The sequence below is a fragment of the Micromonospora sp. NPDC048835 genome (assembly GCF_040649995.1).
Classification (GTDB): domain Bacteria; phylum Actinomycetota; class Actinomycetes; order Mycobacteriales; family Micromonosporaceae; genus Micromonospora.
Map to the genome: position 1 here is coordinate 147798 of NZ_JBEZGM010000018.1, position 16206 is coordinate 164003.

Annotated in this window: 17 protein-coding genes; 11 read left to right on the plus strand and 6 right to left on the minus strand. The window is 71.1% G+C overall.

Annotated features, from left to right (window positions below; genetic code table 11):
* Positions 1 to 42: 42 nt before the first annotated feature.
* Complete coding sequence (locus AB0C15_RS21980) at positions 43 to 1125, minus strand: LacI family DNA-binding transcriptional regulator (RefSeq protein ID WP_357354699.1); 1083 nt, start codon at positions 1123 to 1125, stop codon at positions 43 to 45.
* A 302-nt stretch (positions 1126 to 1427) separates the two neighbouring features.
* On the opposite strand from AB0C15_RS21980, the gene AB0C15_RS21985 reads away from it, so the two are divergent.
* Genes AB0C15_RS21985 through AB0C15_RS22000 form a run of 4 tightly spaced genes read left to right on the plus strand, consistent with a single transcriptional unit; the run spans position 1428 to position 5420 of the window.
* Positions 1428 to 2531, plus strand: coding sequence for an extracellular solute-binding protein (locus AB0C15_RS21985; RefSeq protein WP_357354701.1), 1104 nt, complete (start codon positions 1428 to 1430; stop codon positions 2529 to 2531).
* Positions 2528 to 3640, plus strand: coding sequence for an ABC transporter ATP-binding protein (locus AB0C15_RS21990; RefSeq protein ID WP_357354703.1), 1113 nt, complete (start codon positions 2528 to 2530; stop codon positions 3638 to 3640). The genes AB0C15_RS21985 and AB0C15_RS21990 overlap by 4 nt, the downstream gene beginning before the upstream one ends.
* Entirely contained in the window at positions 3637 to 4530 is an 894-nt protein-coding gene (locus AB0C15_RS21995) for an ABC transporter permease (RefSeq protein WP_357354705.1), read from the plus strand. Before AB0C15_RS21990 ends, AB0C15_RS21995 begins: the two co-directional genes overlap by 4 nt.
* Complete coding sequence (locus tag AB0C15_RS22000; protein ID WP_357354707.1) at positions 4530 to 5420, plus strand: ABC transporter permease; 891 nt, start codon at positions 4530 to 4532, stop codon at positions 5418 to 5420. The genes AB0C15_RS21995 and AB0C15_RS22000 overlap by 1 nt, the downstream gene beginning before the upstream one ends.
* On the opposite strand, the gene AB0C15_RS22005 is transcribed toward AB0C15_RS22000, so the two are convergent.
* Both AB0C15_RS22005 and AB0C15_RS22010 read right to left on the minus strand, forming a co-directional pair.
* Positions 5398 to 6954, minus strand: a complete 1557-nt coding sequence (locus AB0C15_RS22005) for an FGGY family carbohydrate kinase (protein ID WP_357354709.1) — start codon at positions 6952 to 6954, stop codon at positions 5398 to 5400. The two genes, AB0C15_RS22000 and AB0C15_RS22005, sit on opposite strands and share 23 nt — an antisense overlap.
* A gap of 191 nt (positions 6955 to 7145) precedes the next feature.
* A complete protein-coding gene (locus AB0C15_RS22010; RefSeq protein ID WP_357354711.1) occupies positions 7146 to 7337 on the minus strand; it encodes a hypothetical protein in 192 nt (63 codons plus the stop codon).
* 113 nt (positions 7338 to 7450) lie between these two features.
* Between AB0C15_RS22010 and AB0C15_RS22015 the strand changes: the two genes are divergently transcribed.
* Positions 7451 to 7585, plus strand: coding sequence for a hypothetical protein (locus tag AB0C15_RS22015; RefSeq protein ID WP_357354712.1), 135 nt, complete (start codon positions 7451 to 7453; stop codon positions 7583 to 7585).
* A 252-nt stretch (positions 7586 to 7837) separates the two neighbouring features.
* Here AB0C15_RS22015 and AB0C15_RS22020 read toward each other — a convergent pair whose 3' ends face one another.
* The 3 genes from AB0C15_RS22020 to AB0C15_RS22030 all read right to left on the minus strand — a co-directional run bounded on the left by AB0C15_RS22020 (position 7838) and on the right by AB0C15_RS22030 (position 10477).
* A complete protein-coding gene (locus AB0C15_RS22020) occupies positions 7838 to 8575 on the minus strand; it encodes a hypothetical protein (RefSeq protein ID WP_357354713.1) in 738 nt (245 codons plus the stop codon).
* Positions 8576 to 8658: 83 nt separating this feature from the next.
* A complete protein-coding gene (locus tag AB0C15_RS22025) occupies positions 8659 to 9321 on the minus strand; it encodes a response regulator transcription factor (RefSeq protein ID WP_357354714.1) in 663 nt (220 codons plus the stop codon).
* Between the two features lie 25 nt (positions 9322 to 9346).
* A complete protein-coding gene (locus AB0C15_RS22030; protein WP_357354715.1) occupies positions 9347 to 10477 on the minus strand; it encodes a sensor histidine kinase in 1131 nt (376 codons plus the stop codon).
* Between the two features lie 144 nt (positions 10478 to 10621).
* Here AB0C15_RS22030 and AB0C15_RS22035 point away from each other — a divergent pair, with 144 nt between their 5' ends.
* The 6 genes from AB0C15_RS22035 to AB0C15_RS22060 all read left to right on the plus strand — a co-directional run.
* Positions 10622 to 11611 carry a carboxymuconolactone decarboxylase family protein gene (locus AB0C15_RS22035; protein WP_357354716.1) on the plus strand — a complete coding sequence of 330 codons (990 nt, stop codon included), beginning with the start codon at positions 10622 to 10624 and terminating at the stop codon, positions 11609 to 11611.
* 10 nt (positions 11612 to 11621) lie between these two features.
* Complete coding sequence (locus AB0C15_RS22040; RefSeq protein ID WP_357354718.1) at positions 11622 to 12074, plus strand: DUF6220 domain-containing protein; 453 nt, start codon at positions 11622 to 11624, stop codon at positions 12072 to 12074.
* Entirely contained in the window at positions 12071 to 13810 is a 1740-nt protein-coding gene (locus AB0C15_RS22045; RefSeq protein WP_357354720.1) for a multicopper oxidase family protein, read from the plus strand. The genes AB0C15_RS22040 and AB0C15_RS22045 overlap by 4 nt, the downstream gene beginning before the upstream one ends.
* A 25-nt stretch (positions 13811 to 13835) precedes the next feature.
* On the plus strand, positions 13836 to 14279 hold the full coding sequence (locus AB0C15_RS22050) for an OsmC family protein (RefSeq protein ID WP_357354722.1): 444 nt from the start codon (positions 13836 to 13838) through the stop codon (positions 14277 to 14279).
* Positions 14280 to 14337: 58 nt separating this feature from the next.
* Positions 14338 to 15423, plus strand: coding sequence for a hypothetical protein (locus AB0C15_RS22055; RefSeq protein WP_357354724.1), 1086 nt, complete (start codon positions 14338 to 14340; stop codon positions 15421 to 15423).
* A gap of 187 nt (positions 15424 to 15610) precedes the next feature.
* The coding region (locus AB0C15_RS22060; protein WP_357354726.1) for a non-reducing end alpha-L-arabinofuranosidase family hydrolase at positions 15611 to 16206 on the plus strand (596 nt) is incomplete at its 3' end.

The window sequence follows — 16206 nt, forward strand, 5'->3', positions numbered from 1 at the left end:
TCGGCAACGAGTTGTCGTTTCTTGTCGCGGAGCCGTGCCCCCTCAGCGCAGGTGGGGCGCCGGATCGGTCGCGGACCGCTGCCGCGCCCACTGCGGTCGGGCCCGACCGGGGCTCGGGTTGCGCGTGGCCGTCGAGTCGCGGACCACGAGGCGTACCGGCAGGACCATCGGGCGGCCGGTGTGCCCGGGCGCACCCTCGATCATGGTGAGCAGGTGCCGGGTCGCGGCCGAGCCCTCCGCGAAGAGCGGTGCCGCGACGGTGGTGAGTCCGGGTGAGACGATGTCGGCGGCGAGGATGTTGTCGAAACCCACGACGCTGACGTCGCCCGGGACGTTGACGCCCATCCGGCCCAGGCCGCGGATGATCCCGATGGCCATCTGGTCGTTGAAGGCGACGACCGCCGTCGCGGGACGCGTACACAGCTCCCGCGCGGCCCGCTCACCGCCCGCCATGGTGGGGCTGAACGGCCCGATCTGGCGAATCTTGATCTCCAGTTCCATGCCCGCCTCGAGCAGCGACCGCCAGCGGATCCCGTTGGGCCAGGACGCCTGCGGCCCCGCGACGTAGGTGATGTGGTCGTGCCCCAACTCGCCGAGGTGCTCGGCGGCCCGGCGCACCCCACGTGGGTCGTCGGTGACGACGCAGGGCACGTCGGCGAGCGCGCGGTTGAGGACCACCACCGGTCGTTGCTTGGCGACCATCCGGATGGCCGAGTCGGACATCCGGCTGCTGGCCAGCACGATGCCGTCGACAGTCGACAGGGTGCGTTCGACCGCTGCCCGTTCCAACCGGTCGGACTCCTGGGCGTCGATCAGCACCGTGGTGTACTCGCCGTCGGTGGCCGCCTCCTGCGCGCCGCGCACGATCTCCGCGTACACCGGGTTGGTGATGTCGGCGATGACCAGCGCGATCATCCGGGTGCGGGACGTGGTGAGGGCGCGGGCGAGAGGGTTCGTCCGGTAGCCCAGCCGCTCGGCGACCTGCCGGATCCGTTCGGCGGTCGCGGAGTTGACCCGACTCGGTCGGGAGAAGGCGCGCGACACCGTGGACGGTGAGACGTCGGCCTCGAGGGCGACGTCGTAGATCGTGACTCTCTTCTCCGGCGGCTCGGTGTGGTCGGGCATGGTGATGCTCCTCCCGGCTACGCGCCGTGATCATGCTATGGCGGCCGTGAATACTCGGCAATGCCCTCGCAACAATCGGGCCACCCGGAACGCATTCGCGCGAGGCAATACATGGCAACCCGTTGCCGCCGTGCCGAGCCGGCTGTCTGAATCAGCGGGACGACACCTGGCGGAGGGAACGGCTCATGGGTATGACGCGGCGCGGTGCTCTCCTGGTCACGGCATCGTCGCTCCTGGTCGGCACGGTCGGGTGCGGGGCGCCCGAGGCTCCGGGTGCGAAAACTGGCGACACCACGGGTGAGGTGCCACAGCGGCCCGGCAAGGCCGTCACGCTCAACGTCCTCGACGTGGCGGGCAACCTCCAGCTGACCCAGGCGATGATCGACGAGTTCGTCTCGAAGAACCCCGACGTGATCTCCCGGGTGACCTACTCCAAGGCGCCGGCACCCGAGCTGGCCGGCAAGATCAAGGCCCAGCAGGGGGCGGACCGGGTGGACATCGGTCTCGTGCTGACCGGTGTCGACGGCCTGGCCGCCGGCATCGAGCAGGGGCTCTGGATCGACGTATTGCCCACCTTCCAGGACCGCCTCGGCGGCATGCGCGACTACCTGGCACCGGCCGCCGCCATGCAGCAGCTCGCCGGCAACGCGGGCGTCACCGTCACCTACTACCCGTCGGGTCCGCTGCTCGAATACCTGCCGTCCCGCCTCGCGGCGCCACCCACGAACGCGCCGGCGCTGCTCGCCTGGGCCAAGGCCAACCCCAAGAAATTCCAGTACGCCCGGCCGGCCAACTCCGGCCCCGGCCGGACCTTCCTGATGGGGCTGCCGTACATCCTGGGCGACACGAACCCGAAGGACCCCACCACGGGCTGGGACAAGACGTGGGCCTTCCTCAAGGAGCTGGGCCAGTACGTCGACTACTACCCGTCCGGCACCACCGAGACGATGAAGAACCTCGCCAACGGCACCGCACACCTGATCGTCAGCACCACCGGTTGGGACATCAACCCGCGGGTACTCGGCACGGTGCCCAAGGAGGCCAGGATCACCCCGATCGACGGCTTCCACTGGGTCACCGACGCGCACTACGCCGTCATGCCCAAGGGGGTGTCGACCGACACCCAGGCCGCGGTGCTGGCCCTGCTGGCGTTCATGCTCACTCCCGAACAGCAGGCGAAGGCGTACGACGAGGGCTACTTCTACCCGGGCCCGGCCATCAAGGACGTGCAGCTCTCGTCGGCGCCGCAGAAGAGCCAGGACGCGATCCGGGAGTTCGGTCGCCCCGAGTACGACGCGCTCATCGCCGGAAACCCGACCGAGGTTCCGCTCGACGCGAAGAGCCTCGTGGCGGCGTTCAGCCGCTGGGACCGCGAGATCGGCGGCGGGAAGGTCAAGCAGGGATGAGCGACTTCTCCCAGCTACGACTGGACGGGGTGTCCCGCCGGTTCGGCGGCCAGGCCGCCCTCACCGAGCTGGATCTGACGATCCAGGCCGGGGAGTTCATCGCGTTGCTCGGCCCGTCCGGCTGCGGCAAGTCGACGGCGTTGAACTGCCTGGCCGGGCTTTTGCCGTTGACGGCGGGGAGCATCTGGCAGGACGAGCGTCGCATCGACACGGTGCCCCCGGAGCGGCGCGGCTTCGGCATGGTGTTCCAGAGCTACGCCCTCTTTCCGCACCTGACGGTCCGGGCGAACATCGCCTTCGGGCTGCGCATGCGGCGGCTACCCAAGGAGGAGACCCGTCGGCGTACGCAGGAGGCGGTACGGCTGGTGCGACTGGAGGACCACGTCGACAAGCTGCCCGGTCAGCTCTCGGGTGGCCAGCAGCAACGCGTCGCCATCGCCCGCGCCGTCGTGTTCGAACCGTCCCTGGTGTTGATGGACGAGCCGTTGAGCAACCTCGACGCCAAGCTGCGCCTGGAGATGCGTACCGAGATCCGCCGGTTGCACCAGTCGCTGGGGCTCACCACCGTCTACGTGACCCACGACCAGGAGGAGGCGCTCTCCCTGGCCGACCGCCTGGTGGTGCTGCGGGAGGGGCGGGTGCAGCAGGTCGGTTCGCCGCAGGAGCTGCACACGCGCCCGGCGAACTGGCACGTCGCCGACTTCATGGGCTACCGCAACCTGTGGCGGGGGCGGGTGGAGCAGTCCGACGGCGGCCGGGCCACCGTCGAGTCGTCCGGCCACCGCCTGTTCGGCGAGGTGGTGGGGAACCTCCAGACCGGGGGCGACACGGTGGTCGCGGTACGCCCCGAGGACATCCGCGTCGACGCGCCCGGCGAGACTCGCAACGCCATGTCGGCGACCGTCGAGGTGGTGGAGTACCAGGGCCGTGAGTTGGCGGCCGAGGCCCGCACCGACACCGGGTTGATGCTGCACCTGCGGACCGAGCGGCGGATCGCCCCGGGCGACCGGGTCACCCTCACCGTCGACCCGCAGCGGCTGCTGGTCTATCCCGCCGACCCGGCGCGGGAGACCGACCGGCTTCCCGAGGCTGCGGGGGCCACCCGGTGAGCGGACCGGGCAGGCCGCTGGCGCACTGGCGGCACCGTCTCGCCGAGCGGGGCGTCGACCGTCAGCTCTGGTTGCTGGTTCCAGCCCTGATCTTCGTCACCGCCCTGTTCCTCTACCCGTTCTTCTACGGGCTGACGCTCTCGTTCCAGCCGACCACCGGCGGACCGTTCAGCGACTACGCCCGCTTCTTCACCGACTCCTACGAACGCGGCACGATCTGGATCACGCTGCGGATCGCGTTGCCCGCCGCACTCCTGAACGTCCTCGCCGCGGTGCCGATCGCCTACCGGATGCGCGGCCGGTTCCGGGGCAAGCGGCTGGTCACCACACTGCTGGTCGTGCCGATCACGCTCGGCACCGTCCTCACCGCGCAGGGGCTGTTGAACTTCCTCGGCCCGACCGGCTGGTTCAACCGGATCCTGCTGGCAACCAGCCTCGTCGACGAGCCGGTACGGCTGACCCACAACTACTGGGGCGTCTTCTTCTCACTGGTGATCACCGGCTTTCCGTTCGCCTTCCTGCTGGTGCTGTCGTACCTGTCCGGCATCGACCCCACCCTGGAGCGGGCGGCCGCGACGCTCGGCGCGGACTGGCGTCGACGGTTCACCCGGATCACCCTGCCGCTGCTGATGCCCGGGCTCGCCACGACCTTCTGCCTGACGTTCGTCCTGGCGTTCAGCGTGTTCCCGTCGGCGGTCCTGGTCGGCAACCCGGCTGGGGAGACCCGGGTCATCTCGCTCGCCGCCTACCAGGCGGCCTACGAGCAGTACGACTACCCGTACGCGTCGGCGATCGCCATGATCATGGGCTTCGTCGAGCTGGTCGTCATCGCGGTGGTGCTGGCCGCTCGTAGCCGCTTCTACACCGGCTCCACCGGAGGCAAGGGCTGATGGCCACGACCACCAAGGCGGCACCGGCGCGGCCCGCCTCGACCAGCACCGACCGTCGGCGGCGCATCACCGCGCGGCCGGCCGCCTGGGTCGTGTGGGGCGTCGTCATCTTCTTCTTCCTCAACCTGCTCGGCGTCGTGGCGTCCGTCCTGGTCAGCTCGTTCGGCCAGCGGTGGTTCGACACCTGGCTCCCGGACGGCTACACCACGAGCTGGTACGCCCGAGCCTGGGACGAGTTCGCGCTCCTGCAGGTCATCGTCGTGACACTCGAGGTCTCCGTCCTCGTCGTGGGCCTCTCGCTGGTGATCGGCGTGCCGGCCGCGTACGCCCTCGCGCGGCGCTCGTTCCCCGGCAAAAGGCTGATCTTCCTCGTCTTCCTGCTGCCCATCCTGATGCCCCCGATCACCTACGGCATCCCGCTGGCGACGGTCCTCTACAAGTTCGGCCTGGCCGGGCACATGTCCGGGGTGGTGCTCGCCAACCTCGTGCCGTCGGTGCCCTTCGTCATCCTGACCATGACCCCGTTCATCGAGCAGATCGACCCGCGGATCGAGAGCGCCGCGCGCATGTGCGGCGCGGGCCTGCGGACGGTGTTCCTCCGGGTGCTCACCCCGCTGCTGGTGCCGGGCATCCTCGCCTCCGCGATCCTCGTGCTGGTCCGGACCGTGGGCATGTTCGAGCTCACCTTCCTGACCGCCGGCCCCGACTCGCAGACCCTGGTGGTGGCGCTGTACTACTCGATGTCCGCGTCCGGGATCCGGGCTCAGCAGTCGGTCGACGCGATGGCGGTCATCTACACCTCGATGATGCTGGTCCTGCTCGTCGTCGCGCTGCGCTACGTCAACCCGACCCAGCTCGTGGCGCAGGTCAAGGACGAGCCGGAGCACTGAGGCCGGCGCTTGCCGCGTCGTCGAGGATCTCACCCAGCCGGCCCGCGACCGCGATGAGGGCGGGCAGTCTCGTCCGCAGGCCGCGGTACGCCGCGGCCAGGGCAGGGTCGACCGCGACCAGCTCGGCGCGGGCACCTTCGGGATCGAGCCGGGCGACGGCCGCGGGGAGATCGGGGGCCAGGCCGATCGCGAAGAGCCCGAGCGCCGCCGCGCCGAGGGCGACGTCGTCGGCCGCGTTCGACGCCCGCACCGGGCAGTCCAACACCGCGGCCATCACCGTACGCCACAGTGGAGCACGAAACGCGCCGCCGGCCAGGCGAACGCTGCTGACCGGCGTCAGCTCGGCCAGTCGGTCGCGCACGCCGCCGAGTTGAAGGCAGACGCCCTCCACGGCGGCTCGTACCAGGTGACCGCGAGAGTGCTCGCTGCGCAACCCCAGGTATGCGCCCGGCGGACCGGATTCCCCCTCCGCTGCCCGGTCAGCCAGCAGATACGGCAGCATCACCAGTCCGTCGCTTCCCGGGGCGACCCGCTCGGCGAGAGCTAGGAGTTCGGGAGCGGCGAGCTGGTCGTCGGACGCCGGGCGCAGATCGGGTTCGAGGGCGCTACCGGCCCACCGCACGACGTTGCCGCCGTTGTCGACCGTCGCACCGACAACCCATGCGTCCTCGGTCAGCGCGGCGCAGGAGAAGCCTTCTTCCGGGTCGATGAGCGGAGCCGCGACGACCGTCCGCAAGGCCCCGGTGGCCGCGAGTGTCAGACCGGCGACGGTGCTGTCGATCGCCGCCATGCCCAGGCTCCTCGACGGACCGTCACCCGCGCCCACGACGACAGGTGTGCCGGACGGCAGACCGGCCGCCTCCCCGGCAGCAGACGAGAGCCGCAACACGCCCGTCGTGGGCAGGACCGGGGGCAGTTGGCTGCCGGACACCCCGGCAAGGTCGAGTACGCCTGGGCTCCACACCCGCCGATGGACGTCGAACATGCCGGTGCCGGACGCCGACGACAGCTCGGTCACCAACGTCCCGGTCAGCCGGTGGACCAGATAGTCCTTCAGGCCGATCCACCACCGCGTCGCGGCGCACAGGTAGGGCTCGTGCCGGGCGAACCAGAGGAGCTTGCAGAGCGGGCTTCCCGCCTGCACCGGCGTGCCGGTGACCCGGTGCAGCTCGCGGCTCTGGCCGGAGACCCGCAGGTCGCGGGCCACCTCCGCGGACCGCGTGTCACGCCCGGTCAGCAGCGGCGTGATGGGCCTGAGGGTCGCGTCCAACCCGATCACGCCGTACCTCGGGGAGCTGAGCGCGAGGGCGACGACCTCCGCCCCGCCGGTGTCGGCGACACACGCCGACACCGCCGCGAGGGTGGCCGCCACCAGCACGTCCGGGTCCTGTACCTGCCATCCGGGCAGCGGTTCGAGCAGCGGGTACGCGCGCGTCCGGACGTGTCGGGCAGAGCCGTCCAGTGCGAACGCGCCCACCCGGACGACGGTGGTGCCCACGTCGACCCCGAGGATGACACGACGCTCCGGCCCCATGAGCACATGGTCGAGCGGTGTTCAGCGGGCGGGCAAGCGGTTGCGCGCAGTTGTCGTAGCGTCTTATGGCACGAAGCCGGCTTCGAGTGACGGTAGGCGCAAGCGCAGCCCTGGCCCCTCGTGGCACCGAGCCGAAAGATCGGCCGAGCATCATCAACGCCGCAGCCGAGCTGTTCCGGTGGCGTCGTTGATCAGTCCTCGCCAGCGGGGCTGGGCCGGTTCCTGGCGATCCACGTTCGGACGGCCTTGCCTTCCCAGACGCGGCCCATGCTCAAGGTGGCGAGGGGGTCAGGGAATCCCTTGCGGCCCACGATGATCGTGGCGCGCTGCTTGCTGATCCCACCAAGCAGGTCGCGGATCTCATCCAGTCCAAGCAGCTCCACAATCTGACGATATGAGCCCTGGTACTTGCACCAAGCTCTACTAGGTCAGACAACCCCTACGGGGGTTGACCTGGTACAACTACTCATGATGCCATGGGTCAATGAGCCGGCACGTGTCATACGGCGAGTACCTCGCGGCGGTAGCCCTCCGGGTCTACATGAGGTCGCACCTGGTGGCAGCGAGGCAGGACATGTCCTGGGCTTCCGCCGACACGGTGTACCGCAGGTTCCTCGGCTGGCCGGCATGAGGCCGGGAGACGTCGTGCTGATCGGGGCGGCCTGCTCGGTGCAGTTCTCGGGGGACCGGGCGCTGATGGTGCGTCTCGTGTCGATCGGCGAGACGGACCCCTACCACGACTGGATCTGGATCACCGGTTACGTGCTCGACACGAAGGGGTTGGCTACGGCCAAGCGCGAGTTGTACGTCCTGCGGGTCGGGTTAGGCATCCAGCGGCGATCCGACCCGGGATCGCTCAGTGATGGGAAGCACCCGAGGGCGCTCAGACCAGGAACTCCTCCCGCATCCGCGCGCCCAGGTTGATCCCACCGACCGCCCGAGGGCCGGCCGGATCGTGCACGGCGACGGTGTTGTTGCGACGCATCAGCTCACGAACGGCAGGCGGCAGTCGCGGCGGGTCGTCCATGGCCACGAGGACCTGCCCGGCGCTGACGATCAGGCGGTCGGCCAGCGCGGCGGCGTCGGTGTCCACCCGCACCCGGCCGTACTCCCAGCCAGCGGTGGTGAGGTCGAGCACCTCGAACACACGGGTCAGCAGGGGGTTCGGGTCGGTCACCTTGTCGAGCCGAGGGGCGCGGACGCCGACCACCGTGACAGCGGCGGCCACCTGCGCGTACGGGTGGAAGCCGCAGGGCAACGCGAACAGCGGCCAGCGCAGGGCCGGGCCCGCCTCCTTCCACAACGGCCGGTAGTTGCGGCGGTGCACCAGCAGTCGCCGGCCGGTCCGTCGGTGGAACTCCTGAGCCTGGGCCTGAAGGTCCACGTGGGCCTCGTCGGCGACCTGACTCACGATCCGGGTCGCCACCACCAGACCGTCGTCGCTGTCGAGTGAACCGGTGAGCGCGTCGACCTGGTCGTTGAACCGGATCCGCGCCTGCGGGCCGTACCGGGACTGGACGTCATGCAGTAGCGCCTGCTGGCGTCCCGGGTCGAGCTGGACCCGCCTCCCGCCCAGCAACCGACGGAGCCAACGCATGTCGCCTCGATTCAGCAGAGCCATCGCGGACGGCGGCAATGCTAGTGCGTCGGCCCCCGCTCATGTTCCCAAGGGGGGTCGATCCAAGCCGCTCTCGCCGCCGGCGGTCACCGACGCCGCGGCGTGATCAGCCCCGACTCGTACGCCCACACGACGAGCTGTGCCCGGTCGCGGCAGTGCAGCTTCGTCATCGCCCGGTTGACGTGTGTCTTGGCGGTCAACGGACTGATCACCATGCGGGTGGCGATCTCGTCGTTGGTCAGCCCGCGGGCGACCAACTCGACGATCTCCTGCTCCCGGGCGGTCAGCACGTCGCGGCCTGCCGTCGTTTCGACGGGCGGTGGGCCGGCCACGAACTCACTGATCAGTGTGCGGGTGATGGTCGGCGCGAGCAGCGCGTCACCGCGCGCGACGACGGTCACGGCGTGCAACAGGTCGGCGGGGTCGGCGTCCTTGAGGAGGAAGCCGCTGGCGCCCGCACGGAGGGCGGCGAAGACGTAGGAGTCGAGCCCGTAGTTGGTGAGGATGAGGACGCGGACCGCGGCGAGGTCGGGATCGGCGGCGATGCGCCGGGTGGCTTCGATCCCGTCGAGACCCGGCATCTGCACGTCCATCAGGACGACGTCCGGGCGCAGACACCGTGCCAGGTGGACGGCCGAGGTGCCGTCGGTCGCCTCACCGACGACCTCCAGGTGCTCCTCGGCGTCGAGAAGTGCCCGGAACCCGGCGCGCATCAACGCCTGGTCGTCGGTGATCAGCACCCGGATCATCCCGGTCCCCTTGTGCCGTCGGCGGTCATCGCGGGTCGTTCAGCGGGAAGGTGGCCCGAACCGTGAAGCCGTGGTCGTCGTGCGCGGCGGCTCGCAGCGTGCCGCCGAGCGCGCTGACCCGCTCCCGCATCCCGCGCAGCCCCACCCCCGGGGTCACCGGCTCAGCCGGCGACGGCTGACCGTCGTCGGTGATCGCCACGGTCAGCTCGGCTGGTGCGTACTCCACCCGGATGTGCGCGGTCGCGGGACCGGCGTGGCGGGCCACGTTGGTGAGCGCTTCCTGGACGACCCGGTAACCGGCCTGGTCGACCTCGTCGGGCAGGTCTGCGCGCTCGCCGGTGACGGTCACCCGCACCGGTACGCCGGCCGCCCGGGTGCGTTCGGCCAGCTCGTCCACCCGGGCCAGCCCGACGCGATCGGCGTCGGTGGGTGTGCGCAGCACGTCGAGGGTCGTGCGTAGTTCCCGCATCGCGGCACCGCTGGCCTCCTGGATCGCCAGCAGCATGGCCGATGGTTCCTCGCCGTGCTTGCGGGCCAGGTGCACGGCGATACCGGCCTGCACCTTGATCACCGAGATGCTGTGGGTCAGCGAGTCGTGCAGGTCGCGGGCGATGCGCAGCCGCTCCTCCCCGGCCCGCCGCAACGCCACCTCCTCGCGGGTGCGTTCGGCCTCGATCGCCCGCTGCTCGACCTGTTCCAGGTACGCCCGGCGCTGCCGCGCGACGAGCCCGGCGACGTTCGCGGCCACGAACCAGCCCAGCAGCAGGGCCGTGCGCTCGGCGACGAGCTGGCCTGGGCGGCCAGCCGGCGCCATCGAGACGTCGCGGGCCAGGAAGCTGCCGAGGAAGGTGAGGCTGGCCACTGCGGCGGCCGACCGGTGCCCCTGCCACGCGGTGACGTAGACCGCGCCGAGCACGGGAAACGCGGCGGACACCCCCGGGTGCACACGGATGTGAACGGCCAGCATGGCGACGGTGACCACGCCCAGCGCCACCACCGGGTAACGCCGGCACGCGGCCAGGCCCACCGCCATGGCAAGGACCAGGGCGACGTCGAGCACCTCGACCGTCGCGGCGTCCGGGGTGAGCACGGCGTTGCCGAGCAGGAGGACGCCGAGGGCGAGACCGCCGAGGGCGTACGGGAGGTCACGGCGCATGGTCGCACTGTAGAACGGCCGTCGTCGGTGGAGCATCCCGCGCGTGTGGTAGTCGCGGCGTACCACGGACGCGGTATGAGCGGCGGGGCAAGTGTCTGCGGCGGAACGACGTTTTTCGAGCTGGCGGCCGCAAGCATCGAGCCCATGACCTACCGCTTCTTCACCCCCATTCCACCGAGGGCGGCCACCGGCCGCACGGCCGCCGTCTACCAACAGTTGCGCGACGACTTCCTCGGGCCGTTGCCGACCTTCCAGGCGCTCTCAGCCGTGCCGGAGGTGCTGGCCGCGACCTGGGCGCTGATGCGGGAGGCGCTGCTCGCCGGGGACGCGTCCCGGGTGGAGCGGGAACTCGTCGCCGCCGTGGTCTCCCGGGCCAACCGTTGCCAGTTCTGCGTCGACGCCCACGTGCTTCTGCTGCACGCGCTGGGTGCACCGACGGTGGCCGAGGCCGTGGCCCGGGGCGAGACGCCGCCCGAGCCGAGGTACGCCCAACTGGTCACCTGGGCGCAGGCGAGCCGCAACCCCAGGGCCGCCGACTGGACCAGCCCGTACCGCCCGGAGATCACCGGCACGCTGCTCGCCTTCCATTTCATCAATCGGGTCGCCTCGGCGCTGCTCCACCCCGACCTGCTCCCCGGCGGCCTGCAACGCTCCCCACTGGTGCGTTCGGTCGGGGGCCGGCTCTACGCCAGGGCGGCCAGGGAGTCGAGGGAACCCGGCCGAAGCCTCCCGCTCCTCGACGTCGACCCGACCCCAGCACCGGCCTGGGCGGGGGACAGCCCGGTGGGTGTCGCCTACCTGTCGTTGCGCGACGCCGCCACCCGGGGCGGGGACCTGCTGGGGGAGGTGGCACGGCAGACCGTCACGGCCACCGTTCGCTGGGAGGACGGCAGATTCCCGGCGCGGCCCGCGGACTGGGCCGTCGACCTGGTGCGGGACGTGCCGGGCAGGGACCGTATCGGGACCCGGATCGCGTTGCTGGCGGCGTTCGCGCCCGGCGCGATCAGCCCGGGTGACGTCGCGCTCTGGCGGCTCTCCCACCCGGCCGACGCCGACCTCGTGCAGGTGGTCGCGTTCGGCGCGATCACGGCTACCGATCACGTCGCCCGGGCTCTCGCCTCGGCGCACCGCTAGGAGGCAACCCATGCGCAAGGCACTCGTCATCGTCAGCGCGCTGCTGATCGTCGCGTTCGCCGTTCAGTTCGTTCTCGCCGCCGTGGGCGGGTTCACCAGACCTGTCGACGAGGACGCGTACGCGCTGCACAGCCTCAACGGGATGGCGGTCATCCCACTTCTCACGGTGCTCACCGCCCTGTTCGCCGCTCTGGCGAAGGCACCGGGAAAGCTCATCGGACTGGCGGTCCTGCCCATCGGCCTCGTCGTCCTGCAGCCACTCATCGCCATGCTGGCCGAGGCATCCACGGACGCGTCGGGCGTCAGCACCCCACTCGGCCTGACCATCGGCGGGTTGCACGCGCTCAACGGCATCATCGCGGTGCACGTCGTGGTCAGCGTCCACCAGGCGGCGCGGAAGCTGGCCGCCCCGGTGCCGGCCGACGCGGCTCAGGCGATCGTCCGAGAAGGAGAGCCGGCATGACCACCGGCTCGCTGCTCGCGGCCGACCTCGTGATCGCGGTCCTGGCGGCCGCCACCTGGCTGGGTGGCGGCGCCGCGGCCGCCGCCCGCCGCCGCCCGCTCGCACAGGGACTGGCGGCTGTCGCGCTGCTCGCCACGCTCGCCCGCGCGATCACGGTCACCGCCCTCGCCCGCGCCGGCTGGTGGTTCGCCGCGGAGAAGGTCCTCATCGCCGGGCCCCTGTCGCTCGCGGCGGTGGGCGTCGCCGGCCCACGGTTGCTGCGGGCCGCAGGCGACATCCGGGCCGTCGTGCTCCCGCTGCTCTTCGCCGGGTACGCCACGACGAGCGCCCTGCTCGTGACGGTCCTGCACGGCTATCCGGCGTCGGTGGGCGCGGGGCTGCTCGCGCTCGCCGGGGTCGTCGCGGCGACGGTGATCTCGGGACGTGCGCTCGGCGCGCGCCCGTCCCGGACGGTGTCCCGGGTGACGGTCGGGGTGGCGGTCGCCGCGCTGGTGACCGGGACCGGGCTTACCGTCGCACCCGCCGCCTCGCCCGCCGTGCCGCATGACCATGTCTTTCCGGAGGCGCGGATCTCCGACGAACCCGACCGGCGCTTCACCCTGACCGCCGGGACCGCCACCGTGAACGCGGACGGCCGGGACGTCGCGGCGTGGGCGTTCAACGCGCAGGTACCCGGGCCGGAGTTGACCGCCACCGTCGGCGACGTCCTGGAGGTGACGCTGCGCAACCGCGACGTCGGGCGTGGCGTCACCCTGCACTGGCACGGGTACGACGTTCCGAACGACCAGGACGGGGTGCCCGGGGTGACCCAGGCAGCGGTGCGACCCGGGCAGGAGTTCGTCTACCGGTTCCGTGCCGATCAGGCCGGAACGTACTGGTACCACACGCACTCGGCCTCCGACGTCGGGGTGCGGATGGGTCTCTACGGAGTGCTCGTGGTGCGACCGGGGCCGGTGACCGGCCTCGACGTCACCGTGCCGGTGCACACCCTGGCGGGCCGTCCGCTGCCCACGCCGAAACTGGAGCGGGTCGAGCCCGGAGTACCGGTGCGGCTGCGGCTGATCAACACCGACAGCACGACGCACCGGTACGCCCTGGCCGGGACCGCGTTCCACGTGGCCGCGATCGACGGCGTCGACCTGCGCGGGCCGACCCCGCTCGTGGACACCGCCGTGCTGATCCCGGCCGGGGGCCGTTACGACCTCGTCTTCGACGCGCCGGCGAACGCGGTGGCGCTGTTCGTCGACGGTCGGGTGACCTACTCGACAGGTGCCGTGTCGACGGCGACCGGCGACTGGCCGGTGCTCGACCCGCTCGGCTACGGGGCGTCCGCGCCGGCGCCGTGGTCCGGGTTCGACAAATCGTTCACCCTCGTCCTCGATCGCGGCCTCGACCTGCGCTCACTGCTGCCGAGGTACGCCCACACCGTCAACGGAGCGGCCGACCCGGACATCCCGCCGCAGGTCGTACGCCGGGGCGACGTGGTGCTGTTCACGATCGTCAACCGGTCGCAGATCGTGCACCCGTGGCACCTGCACGGCCACCATGTCCTGGTGCTGGCCCGCGACGGGAAGCCGGCGGCGGGCGGCCCGCTGTGGCTGGACTCGTTCGACGTCCGTCCGGGTGAGGTGTGGCAGGTGGCCTTCCGCGCCGACAACCCGGGAATGTGGGCCAACCACTGCCACAACCTGGCGCACGCCGACGCCGGGATGACACTGCATCTGATGTACTCGTGATCGCCGGTGCCGGTAGTTTTCTGTCATGACTGAGGACACCTTCCGCTCGGTGGAGATCGAGCGCAGCAGCCTGGGCAACTACGTCGTACGCAATGTCCGCGGCGGCTCGGTGTCGTTGGGCACGGGCGAGGACGGCAGCTTCACGCCGGTGGAGTTGCTGCTGGCCGCCATCGGCGGCTGTACCGCGGTGGACGTGGACCACATCACCAGCCGACGTGCCGAGCCGACCGGGTTCACCGTCGCCGTCACCGGTGACAAGATCCGGGACGAGGCCGGCGGGAACCGGATGCGGAATCTGCGGGTCGAGTTCACCGTGACGTTCCCCGACGGCGCGGACGGCGACCAGGCCCGGGCGGCGCTTCCCCGGTCGCTGCGGCAGTCGCACGACCGGTTGTGCACCGTCTCCCGTACCGTCGAACTCGGCACTCCGGTCGCGATCGTCGAGGCGGCCGGGACCAGCGAGGACTGATCGTCGCTGAGCACTGCTACTCAGGTGCGGTGCGGTGCGTTCGGGTGAGGATGACGGCATGCGTCGACTACTGGTGCCACTGCTGACCGTTCTCGCCGTGGCGGTGGCGTGCGCCGAGCCGAACACCCAGCCCGGTCGCCCGGCCCCGACGGTCGCGGGGCCGGCGCCCGCCGAACTGCTCGCCGACGGCAGCGTCCCGTGGTCCGACCTGAAGATCACGGATGAGGAATTCAACGGCCCGCCCGTCGCACCGAGGAAACCGTCCACCGGTAGTGAGCCGTGCCGGGCGGAGCAGCTCTCCGGCCGGCTCACCCGCTGGACGCGGCCGGGCAACGGCGGCGAGGAGCCGCGCGGTGCGGACGCCGCCCTCGGCAAGCTCATCGGAGCGGTCGACGTACGGAACGTGTCGAGGGTGGAGTGCACCCTGCAGGGTGAGGTGCCCACGCGCATGCTCGTCGGTGGCCGCGAGATCCCGATGCTCTACACCCACGACATCGACGCGGCGGGTCGCAGCCGGGTGGTCGCCGTGCCGGCCGGTGGCAAGGCCAGCCTGCGCCTGGACTGGTCCGGGCCGTTCTGTGCGCCGACGGTGGGGCCGTTGGCGCTCGCGATCGAGTTGCCGCACGGCGGCGGCACGCTGCGCGCGCCGGTCACCGCCGACGAGCGTCCGACCTGCCCGCAGGGGGAGGGGGTGAACCCCCGGGCGCGGGGGACGCTCTCCGCCAGTGGGTTCACCGAGCCAGCGGTGCTGTCGAGGCCCGCGTCCTCGCCGCTCGACCAGCTCACCGTCGCCGTCCGGGGGCCGACAACAGCCGCCGCCGGTTCGCGGCTCACCTACCGGGTGACGCTCGGCAACCCGACCGACGTCGCCCTCGCGCTGGACCCCTGCCCGGCTTACCTGGTGGAGCTGTTCTCGCTCGGCGACGCCACCAACGACGCGGTGAACTCGGCCCAGCTGTACCGGTTGAACTGTCGCCCGCTCACGCGGATCCCCGCCGGCGGCAACGCGGTGTTCGAGATGGTTGCCGAGGTGCCGGCGTCCATGCGTGCCGGGCGCGAGCTGACGGTGACCTGGAAGCTCTACCTGCCGCACTACGTGCAGCGGGGCGACCAGTTCGGTGCCGTCACCCTGACGATCGCCTGAGGAGTGTCGTTCCCGGGCCGGACGCACCGGGTGGAAAGTCGAAATGGCAAACATAAAATTGATGTGTGTTGATGGTATGGGAGCGCTCCCGTAACATGTCTGGCGCGGCCTGTTAACGCTCACAATCAGTCACCGAGCAGCGACCACCACCAATGTCTGGGCCGCCGTCCCGCGAGGAGGGTGCTACATGGGCAGATCCAGAGCCAGGAGTGTCGGTCTGGTTGCGGCCGGCGTCGGTCTACTGGTCTCGTCGACAGTTGTCGCGGCGCTGCCGGCCGGCGCCGCTGCCGAGGGCTGTTCGGTGAGCTACACCGTGCCGTCGCAGTGGCAGGGCGGCTTCGGCGCCACCGTGGCGATCACGAACCTGGGCGATCCGCTGAGCAGCTGGACGTTGACCTGGTCGTACGGCGCCGGGCAGACGGTGACGCAGGCATGGAACACGTCGCTGACCCAGAGCGGGTCCGCGGTGACGGCGCGGAACGTGGCGTACAACGGCTCGATCCCGACCAACGGCACGGCGTCGTTCGGGTTCAACGGGTCCTGGACGGGCAGCAACCCGGCACCGACGAGCTTCGCCCTGAACGGTGTCACGTGCACCGGCGGCACGACGACCCCGCCGCCGACCGACCCGCCGACCGACCCACCGACCGACCCGCCACCCACGACCCCACCGCCGACGCAGACGTGCGACCTGCCGTCGTCGTACCGGTGGTCGTCGACGGGTGCGCTGGCGCAGCCGAGGTCGGGTTGGGTGTCGCTGAAGGACTTCACCGTCGCCCCGTA